Source organism: Sodalis-like endosymbiont of Proechinophthirus fluctus (genome assembly GCF_001602625.1).
Taxonomy (GTDB): Bacteria; Pseudomonadota; Gammaproteobacteria; order Enterobacterales; family Enterobacteriaceae.
Genome location: NZ_LECR01000023.1, coordinates 124,805 through 126,348, shown reverse-complemented (window position 1 = coordinate 126,348; position 1,544 = coordinate 124,805). Strand labels below are relative to the sequence as shown.

The window sequence follows — 1,544 nt, the reverse complement described above, 5'->3', positions numbered from 1 at the left end:
GAGCCACTGGTCGAACAAATCCATAGGCTCCGCCGTTAAATCGGCGCGGCGCAGCCCGCCTCGGGTATATTCCCTGCGCAGAGCGGTAATATCGATTGAATGTTCAGTCATAATTTGCTGAAAAGGCGGCAATGAAAGTCGTTATTGTGCGCCGTGACTCTGAAAATTTCAATCACTTACCCGCTGCGCTCTGGATGATATAATCTTCAACGATGATTTTGTCTTGTCGCTCGATAAACGCCTAATTGCTCTTTGACCAGGAGCTGTATTAGATATCAATATAGCAGGGTCGGAAGTGGTGGCGACTTGCGGCAAGCTCAGCTGCTGGCCATCAAGGATAAAGCTCGCCTGCTCGTGAACGTTATCTAACGTCACGGTTAGCAGCAGCGTGCTGCACTGATAATGTAAAGTTTCCGTTTACGTGGGTCTGCCGCTTGGTCATGACTGGATAAATTTCCCTAGCGGCGTTTCCACCTATGCACCTATAACGGAAGGAAGATTGCCCGGTAACCCGAACCTGGACAAGGTTGGAAACGCCAGCTAGGCGAAGGCAAGGGCTTCATTATCGCCGCTCAAGTCGAATTTATCAGTAGAACTGAACCTCAACCTAAATATCCGGCAGCAGCGCCGACAAAAACAGTTCATAACAAGTGATAGCCGTCACCTCGTGCGGCGCCTACCGCCGGGGCCTGCCTGCCATAATAAAATTTAGCGCCGCCTCAGCGAACAAAATGCTAAGCTGGGTGTCCAAGTTGACCGAACTGCGAAAGGGTTATTGCCTGTCATGGCGCATTGCTAGGATTTGTTGTTTGGTGGGAAATGGCATCGGATGGTAATAGCGGGCCTGCTGAGTAATGGTATACTTATCGATCGATCTCTGCCAGCACCACATTGATACCACCGTCCAGGCTATTTGCCGGATATAATTCCTATATATCGGCTGGTTCTCATTTCACTTCCTCGTGCGGGAATATGACATATTAAGGGTAGTAACTACCTAAACTTATGGCAGGAGACCATGAAAATTTATGTAAAACGCCACGTTTGTACTAGTTTAAGGAATTATATGACATAAAATTATCTTATAAATAGTTAAATAAATTAACTATAATAGTTATTTTATTCTTGGTTTATCTTTTTTTTAATATAATTGTCTATAGTCTCTGTGCGTTACAGGGTACTTCAATTCCCCTACCACTAGTGCATGAAGTTTTAACCGTTTAACCGCTTCTGTCCTGGATTGCTCTGCGCAGAATAGCATGTTAGCTGGAGTTTTTATGATGAAATGTTTTACTTTAGTGGTCCTAGCTTGTATGACGCTGGCTGGTTGCGCCAATAATAGCACGCTATCCGGCGATGTTTATTCCGCCTCTGAGGCCAAACAGGTTCAGAGCGTGACGTACGGTACCCTAGTCGGGGTACGGCCAGTGCAGATTCAGGGCGGTGAAGATTCCAATGTCATTGGCGCTATCGGCGGTGCAGTATTGGGCGGATTCTTGGGGAATACGGTAGGGGGCGGCAGCGGTCGCAGCCTAGCCACCGCA

1 protein-coding gene and 1 pseudogene are annotated in these 1,544 nt (G+C 47.3%); one reads left to right on the top strand and one right to left on the bottom strand.

Annotated features, from left to right (window positions below):
* Window positions 1-111: pseudogene (locus tag BG74_RS16220) on the bottom strand (pyridoxamine 5'-phosphate oxidase); the annotation flags it as partial.
* Window positions 112-1,277: 1,166 nt separating this feature from the next.
* On the opposite strand from BG74_RS16220, the gene BG74_RS16215 reads away from it, so the two are divergent.
* On the top strand, window positions 1,278-1,544 hold a 267-nt coding region (locus BG74_RS16215), incomplete at its 3' end, for an outer membrane lipoprotein (protein ID WP_501037405.1).